The 7599-nt window shown below is 61.3% G+C and carries 7 protein-coding genes; 3 read left to right on the plus strand and 4 right to left on the minus strand.

Features of this window, described 5'->3' with window-relative positions; translation table 11 throughout:
* Positions 1-815: phosphoribosylamine--glycine ligase (purD, locus tag GPS82_RS12510; RefSeq protein ID WP_296495215.1), on the minus strand; the 815-nt coding region annotated here is incomplete at its 3' end.
* On the minus strand, positions 812-1540 hold the full coding sequence (locus GPS82_RS12515; RefSeq protein ID WP_296495217.1) for a YebC/PmpR family DNA-binding transcriptional regulator: 729 nt from the start codon (positions 1538-1540) through the stop codon (positions 812-814). The genes purD and GPS82_RS12515, both read right to left, overlap by 4 nt.
* Before the next feature lie 58 nt (positions 1541-1598).
* Between GPS82_RS12515 and GPS82_RS12520 the strand changes: the two genes are divergently transcribed.
* The 3 genes from GPS82_RS12520 (at position 1599) to GPS82_RS12530 (ending at position 6261) form a co-directional block, all read left to right on the plus strand.
* On the plus strand, positions 1599-3119 hold the full coding sequence (locus GPS82_RS12520) for a helicase HerA-like domain-containing protein (RefSeq protein ID WP_296495219.1): 1521 nt from the start codon (positions 1599-1601) through the stop codon (positions 3117-3119).
* Positions 3120-3208: 89 nt separating this feature from the next.
* On the plus strand, positions 3209-3853 hold the full coding sequence (gene upp / locus GPS82_RS12525) for a uracil phosphoribosyltransferase (protein ID WP_296495221.1): 645 nt from the start codon (positions 3209-3211) through the stop codon (positions 3851-3853).
* A gap of 170 nt (positions 3854-4023) precedes the next feature.
* A complete protein-coding gene (locus GPS82_RS12530; RefSeq protein WP_296495224.1) occupies positions 4024-6261 on the plus strand; it encodes an NADP-dependent isocitrate dehydrogenase in 2238 nt (745 codons plus the stop codon).
* 18 nt (positions 6262-6279) lie between these two features.
* On the opposite strand, the gene GPS82_RS12535 is transcribed toward GPS82_RS12530, so the two are convergent.
* Entirely contained in the window at positions 6280-6975 is a 696-nt protein-coding gene (locus GPS82_RS12535) for an ABC transporter ATP-binding protein (protein WP_296495226.1), read from the minus strand.
* On the minus strand, positions 6975-7599 hold a 625-nt coding region (locus GPS82_RS12540; RefSeq protein ID WP_296495228.1), incomplete at its 5' end, for an ATP-binding cassette domain-containing protein. The genes GPS82_RS12535 and GPS82_RS12540, both read right to left, overlap by 1 nt.

A 7599-nucleotide genomic window follows, 5' to 3' on the forward strand; every position in this document is an offset into this window, starting at 1 on the left:
GGAATGCCATCTTTTTCCATACCGCGCACAGTCGGCAAAATGATGTCGCGCATGGCCCGCGCGTGCACGTCGGGTGTGACCACCGGGGCTGGTGAATAAGCGCCCATGCCGCCAGTGTTGGGGCCCAGGTCACCATCAAGCAGGCGTTTGTGGTCTTGGCTGGTGGCCAGCGGCAGCACGTTTTTGCCGTCCACCATGACAATAAAACTGGCTTCCTCACCCTGCAAAAATTCTTCTATGACCACCCGCGGCACCGCCGCACCATCAAGGCCTGCGTTGTGCACCACGCCCAACGTGTTGTCCAGCAGCATGAAGTCCACCGCCTGGTGGGCCTCAAGGAGGGTGGTGGCTACCACCACACCCTTGCCAGCGGCCAGTCCGTCCGCCTTGACCACAATCGGCGCGCCCTTTTGGTCAACATAGGCGTGGGCGGCTGCCGCGTCGGTGAAGGTCTCAAACTCTGCCGTCGGAATATTGTGCCGCTGCATGAAGGCCTTGGAAAAAGCCTTGGAACTCTCCAACTGCGCAGCAGCCTGGGTTGGGCCAAAAATACGCAGACCATGGTTGCGAAAGACATCCACCACACCCGCCGCCAACGGTACTTCAGGCCCCACCACGGTCAAGGTAATTTTTTGCGCCAGCGCCCAGGCACACAGCTCGTCCACATCGGTGATGGGCACATTTTCAAAGCGGGCGTCCTGCGCCGTGCCACCGTTGCCGGGGGCCAGGTAAATCTTGTGGATTTTGGGCGATTGCACCAAGCGCCAGGCCAGGGCGTGTTCACGGCCACCGCCGCCGATCACCAGAATCTTCATTCGGTATCCAGTTCGGCGTTGTGGTAGACCCCTTGCACATCGTCCAGGTCTTCAATGGCATCAAGCAGCTTTTGCATGCGGGTGGCCTCGTCGCCAGTGAGTTCAATCGGGTTTTCGGCGCGCATGGTGACCTCGGCCACCTCGGGTTTCAGGCCGGCAGCTTCCAGCGCATTCTTGACGACCTCGAAGTCGGCGACAGCGGTAATCACCTCAATCGCGCCGTCATCGTCGCTGATCACATCTTCGGCACCCGACTCCAGCGCCACCTCCATCACCTTGTCTTCGCTGGTGCCTGGGGCAAAAATGATCTGGCCGCAGTGCTTGAACTGGAACGCCACCGAGCCTTCGGTGCCCATGTTGCCGCCATACTTGGCAAAGGCGTGGCGCACCTCGGCCACGGTGCGCACCTTGTTGTCGGTCATGGTGTCGACAATGATGGCCGCGCCGCCAATGCCATAGCCTTCGTAGCGAATTTCCTCGTAGGTGATGCCCTCGACGCTGCCAGTGGCCTTGTCGATGTTGTACTTGACGCGGTCGGCCGGCATATTGGCCCCCTTGGCCCGGTCCACCGCCAGGCGCAGGCGCGGGTTGGTGCCCAGATCGCCGCCGCCGGCGCGGGCCGCCACCGTGATTTCACGAATGATGCGGGTCCAGATCTTGCCGCGCTTTTCGTCCTGACGGCCTTTGCGGTGCTGAATATTGGCCCATTTACTGTGTCCTGCCACGTGAAATCCTTCAAAAGTTCGTTACGCTACTGCCTAGATTGTACTTTTGGAGCCCGACATGCCAGAACCCATCCTGATCGCCCAGCACGGCCAGATTCAATGCCTTCTGCAACCCGACAAAGCCAACCGCCACGGCCTGATCACCGGCGCCACCGGCACTGGCAAAACCATCACCCTGCAAACCCTGGCCGAGGGTTTTTCGAAACTTGGCGTGCCCGTCTTCATGGCCGACGTCAAGGGTGACCTGACCGGCATCTCCCAGCCCGGCGCGGCGACCCCCAAACTGGCAAAAATCATTGCCGAACGCGAACTCCCCACCCCAGAATTTGCCGCCTTCCCGACCACGCTGTGGGACGTGTTTGGCGAGCAGGGCCACCCGGTGCGCGCCACCGTGAGCGACCTCGGGCCGCTGCTGCTGGGGCGCATGCTCAACCTCAACGAGACCCAGGCCGGTGTGCTGCAACTGGTGTTCAAGATTGCCGACGACGATGGTTTGCTGCTGCTCGACATGAAAGACCTGCGCGCCATGTGCCAGACGGTAGGTGACAACGCCCGCGAATTCACCACCGAATACGGCAACATCAGCGCCGCCAGCATTGGCGCCATCCAGCGCGGCCTGATGCAGATCGAGGCGCAAGGCGGCGACAAATTCTTTGGCGAGCCCATGCTCAACATCGACGACCTGATGCAAACCGATGCCCAGGGGCGCGGCATGGTCAACATCCTGGCCGCCGACAAGCTGATGAATTCACCGCGCCTGTACAGCACCTTTTTGCTGTGGATGCTCAGCGAGTTGTTCGAGAACCTGCCCGAAGTGGGCGACCTGGACAAGCCCAAACTGGTGTTTTTCTTTGACGAGGCGCACCTGCTCTTCAACGACGCGCCCAAGGTGCTGATCGAGCGCATCGAGTTGGTGGTGCGGCTGGTGCGCTCCAAAGGCGTGGGCGTGTACTTTGTAACGCAAAACCCGCTTGACATTCCCGACAGCGTGCTGGCCCAGTTGGGCAACCGGGTGCAGCACGCGCTGCGCGCCTTTACCCCGCGCGACCAAAAAGCCGTCAAGAGCGCAGCCGACACCATGCGCCCCAACCCCGGGCTGGACGTGGCAGCGGCCATCACCGAACTCGGCGTGGGCGAGGCCCTGATCAGTTTTCTCGACACCAAAGGCCGGCCCAGCCCCACCGAGCGCGTCTATGTGCTGCCGCCCGCCGGCCAGATCGGCCCGATCACTGCCGCACAGCGCCAAAGCCTGCTCGCAGAGTCGATCGTCGCTGGCGTCTACGAAAAAACCATGGACCGGGAATCGGCCCATGAAAAGCTAAAGGGCCACGCAGCAGCGCGCGCCGCGCAGGCCGACAGCAAAGCGGCCGACGCCAATGCAGCGCCCGCAGCCCAAGGCGGGGGCATGTTTGACAGCATCAGTTCGGGTCTGGGCGGCCTGCTGGGCGGTGGCGGTGGCCGACGCACCTCGGCGGGTGAGCAACTTTTCAAGAGTGCCGCCAGTTCCATCGGCCGAGAAGTGGGTCGCCAGATCATCCGCGGCGTGTTGGGCGGTATTTTTGGCGGCACCAAGCGCTGAAAAATCGATGGCTTTGGTGGGTTCAGCGTAGGGCCCACATCGGTTCCCCAGCGCAAATTATCTTCTTAATTATTTTTGAAAGCACTCCCATGACCACCCCCCAAGACCCGATGGTCCACCTCATCGACCACCCGCTGGTGCAGCACAAACTCACGCTCATGCGCGACAAGAACGCCAGCACCACCAGCTTTCGCACGCTGCTCAACGAGTTGTCGATGCTGATGGCCTATGAGGTCACGCGCGACATGCCGATGCAAGACGTTGAGATCGAGACCCCGCTCGAAACCATGACCGCCCGGGTCATCGACGGCAAGAAGCTGGCGCTGGTGTCGATCCTGCGCGCTGGCACCGGCATTCTGGACGGCTTTTTGAGCGTGGTGCCCGGCGCGCGCGTGGGCCACATCGGCCTGTACCGCGACCCCGCGACGCTGAAGGCGGTCGAGTACTACTTCAAGATGCCCAAGGACATGCCCGAGCGCGACGTGGTGGTGGTTGACCCGATGCTCGCCACCGGTCACTCGGCCATTGCCGCCATCGCGCGCATCAAGGCCTTGAAGCCAAAGTCGATCAAGTTCGTCTGCCTGCTGACCTGCCCCGAAGGCGTCAAGGCGCTGCGCGAGGCCCACCCTGACGTGTCCATCTTTACCGCCGCCATCGACCGTCAGCTCAACAGCCACGGCTACATCCTGCCAGGCCTGGGCGACGCTGGCGACCGGATTTTCGGCACCCAATAGAATGAGCCGGCGAACTTTGGGCACACCGCGCGTGACCACGCGACGGCTCAAGCTGCATTAACGATACTTTGATTTTGATCAATCTTTCCCCGCCGTAAAGCCCGTTCAGCCCTGCGCCCATCGCATACAGTCACCCATTGTCAATTAGTCAAATCAGAAAGAGGAAAACCATGACCACTGAAGCATCCAAAATCATTTACACACTGACCGACGAGGCGCCGTTTCTGGCGACGTGTGCTTTTCTGCCTGTCATTCGCACTTTCGCGGCGCCGGCGGGTGTCAACGTGGCCGAGTCCGATATCTCGGTGGCGGCTCGGGTGCTGGGCGAGTTTCCCGACTTCCTGACCGAGGCCCAAAAGGTGCCGGACAACCTGAAGGAACTCGGCCGACTGACGCTGCTGCCAGACACCAACATCATCAAATTGCCCAACATCAGCGCATCGGTGGGGCAGTTGGTCGCCTGCATCAAGGAACTGCAGTCCAAGGGCTATGCCATCCCGGATTACCCGGAAGATCCGAAGACTGAGGCTGAAAAAGCCATTCAGGCCCGCTACTCCCGGTGCATCGGCAGCGCCGTGAACCCGGTGCTGCGCGAAGGCAACTCTGACCGCCGCGCACCCCGGGCTGTCAAGGAATTTGCCCGCAAGCACCCGCACTCGATGGCCGAATGGAGCCAGGCCTCGCGCACCCACGTCTCGCACATGCACCATGGCGACTTCTACCACGGCGAAAAGTCCTTGACCCTTGACAAAGCGCGTGACGTGAAGATGGAACTGGTCACCAAGAGCGGCAAGACCCTCGTGCTCAAACCCAAGGTGTCGCTCAAGGACGGCGAAATCATCGACAGCATGTTCATGAGCAAGAAGGCCCTGCTGGCTTTTTACGAAAAAGAAATTGAGGACGCCCACAAAACCGGCGTGATGTTCTCGCTGCACGTCAAGGCCACCATGATGAAGGTGTCGCATCCCATCGTGTTTGGACACTGCGTGCGGATCTTCTACAAGGATGCGTTTGAAAAACACGCCAAGCTGTTTGAAGAACTGGGCGTGAACGTCAACAACGGCATGGTCAACCTGTACGACAAGATCGCCACGCTGCCACAGTCGCAGCGCGAGGAAATCATCAAGGACCTGCACGCCTGCCACGAGCACCGCCCCGAACTGGCGATGGTGGACTCGGCCAAGGGCATCACCAACTTTCACTCGCCCAACGACATCATCGTGGACGCCTCCATGCCGGCCATGATCCGCAACGGCGGCAAGATGTGGGGTGCCGACGGCCGCCTGAAAGACGTCAAGGCCGTGATGCCCGAGAGCACCTTTGCCCGCATCTACCAGGAGATGATCAACTTCTGCAAATGGAACGGCAACTTCGACCCCAAGACCATGGGCACCGTGCCCAACGTGGGCCTGATGGCCCAGCAAGCCGAAGAATATGGCTCGCACGACAAGACCTTCGAGATCGCCGAAGACGGCGTGGCCAACATCACCGACCTGGCCACTGGCGAAGTGCTGTTGTCGCAGAACGTGGAAGAGGGCGACATCTGGCGCATGTGCCAGGCCAAGGACGCCGCCATTCGCGACTGGGTCAAGCTGGCCGTCACGCGCGCGCGCAACTCCGGCATGCCCGCGGTGTTCTGGCTCGACCCGTATCGTCCGCACGAAAACGAGATGATCAAAAAGGTCAAGACCTATTTGCTGGACCACGACACCAGCGGCCTGGACATCCAGATCATGTCGCAGGTGCGCGCCATTCGTTACTCGATGGAGCGCGCCATCCGCGGCCTTGACACCATCTCGGTGACCGGCAACATCCTGCGCGACTACCTGACCGACCTGTTCCCCATCATGGAACTCGGCACCAGCGCCAAGATGCTGTCCATCGTGCCGTTGATGGCCGGCGGCGGCATGTACGAAACCGGTGCCGGTGGCTCGGCGCCCAAGCATGTGCAACAACTGGTGGAAGAAAACCACCTGCGCTGGGACTCGCTGGGTGAATACCTCGCACTGGCCGTCAGCCTGGAAGATCTGGGCCTGAAAAACGGCAACGAAAAGGCCAAGATCCTGTCCAAGACGCTGGACGCTGCCACCGGAAAACTGCTGGACAACAACAAGGGCCCTTCACCCAAGACCGGCCAGTTGGACAATCGCGGCAGCCAGTTCTACCTGGCCATGTACTGGGCCCAGGAACTGGCAGCGCAGACGCAGGACAAGGAGTTGCAAAGCCAGTTCGCGCCCTTGGCCAAAGCGCTGGCCGACAACGAACAGAAAATCATGGACGAGTTCAAGGCCGTCCAGGGCAAGCCTGCCGATATTGGTGGCTACTTTTTGGCCGACAAGCAAAAAGTCAATGCGGTAATGCGCCCCAGCGCCACCTTTAACGCGATATTGGCTGGCGCAGCCGTTTGAGCACCCGAGGCCAGCGGTTCAAACCTCCAGCCATTCCTTGCGAATGGCGCTGGCCTGGCGCAACTGCGGCGGGGTGCCGTCAAACACCACGCTGCCGTGCCCCATCACGTAGCAGCGGTCGGACAAGTTCAGCGCCAGGCTGAGCTTTTGCTCGATCAACAGCACCGCGACGCCGCGCGCCCTGAGGAGCGTGAGGAACTGCCCCACCAGCGTGACCACCTGGGGGGCCAGGCCCTCCGTGGGCTCGTCAATGATGAGCAGGTCGGGGTCGCCCATCAGGCTGCGGCTCAGCGTCAGCATCTGCTGCTCGCCGCCTGACAGCACGCCTGCCGCCGTATGCTGGCGCGCCTTCAGCTGCGGGAACAAAGCATACAGATCGCCCTGGGACCAGCGCCCGTCCGCTCGCCGGCGTTTCTGCCCCAGCAGCAGATTTTGTTCCACCGTGAGCGTGGGGAAAATGTCCCGGCTCTCCGGCACATAACCCAAGCCCGACTGGGCCAGCTCGAAGGTTTTTTTGCCCAGCATCTGCCGGTCGCGCCAAAGCACCGACCCCCGAGCATCCACCAGCCCCATGATGGCTTTGGCGGTGGTGGAGCGGCCCGAGCCGTTGCGCCCCAGCAGTGCCACAATTTCGCCCGCCCCCACCTGCAGCGACACGCCATGCAACACATGGCTTTTCCCGTAGAAGGCGTGCAGCTGCTCAACCTTCAGCATCACAAAGCCCCTGCTTGTTGCGATGCCGAGCCCAGGTAAGCCTGTTGCACCTGCACGTTGGCCCGCACCGCGTTTGGGGTGTCAAAAGCCAGCAATTCGCCATAGACCAGCACCGCAATCCGGTCGGCCAGGTCAAACACCACGCCCATGTCGTGCTCCACCATCAGCAGGGTTTTGCCCTCGGTGGCGGCCCTGATCAGGTGAACGAATCGGCTGGTCTCGGACTGGCTCATGCCGGCGGTGGGCTCGTCCAGCAAAATCACGCTGGCACCGCCTGCAATGGTGATGCCCACCTCCAGCGCGCGCTGTTCGGCGTAACTCAGGTGCATGGCCAGAGTGTCGCGCTGCCGCTCCAGATGCAGCAGCTTCAACAAGGCCTCGACCCGCTCACGCGCATCGTCCAGGTCGACCAGAAATTTCAAAAACGTGTACTTGTAGCCCAGGCTCCAGAGCACACCGCAGCGCAGGTTGTCGAACACGCTGAGATTGGGAAACAGGTTGCTCACCTGAAAACTGCGCGACAGACCCTTGCGGTTGATCTCATGCGGCTTTTTGCCGTCAATACGATCGCCATTGAGCAAAACTTGACCGCAGTCAGGCGCGAGGCGTCCACTGATCAGGTTG

This window comes from Rhodoferax sp., assembly GCF_011391645.1.
Taxonomy (GTDB): Bacteria; Pseudomonadota; Gammaproteobacteria; order Burkholderiales; family Burkholderiaceae_C; genus Rhodoferax.

Bases quoted from the DNA above. Each gene is read 5' to 3' on its own strand.
- GPS82_RS12520 (WP_296495219.1), top strand. From the start codon at position 1,599: ATGCCAGAACCCATCCTGATCGCCCAGCACGGCCAGATTCAATGCCTT.
- upp (WP_296495221.1), top strand. From the start codon at position 3,209: ATGACCACCCCCCAAGACCCGATGGTCCACCTCATCGACCACCCGCTG.
- GPS82_RS12530 (WP_296495224.1), top strand. From the start codon at position 4,024: ATGACCACTGAAGCATCCAAAATCATTTACACACTGACCGACGAGGCG.
- GPS82_RS12535 (WP_296495226.1), bottom strand. From the start codon at position 6,975: ATGCTGAAGGTTGAGCAGCTGCACGCCTTCTACGGGAAAAGCCATGTG.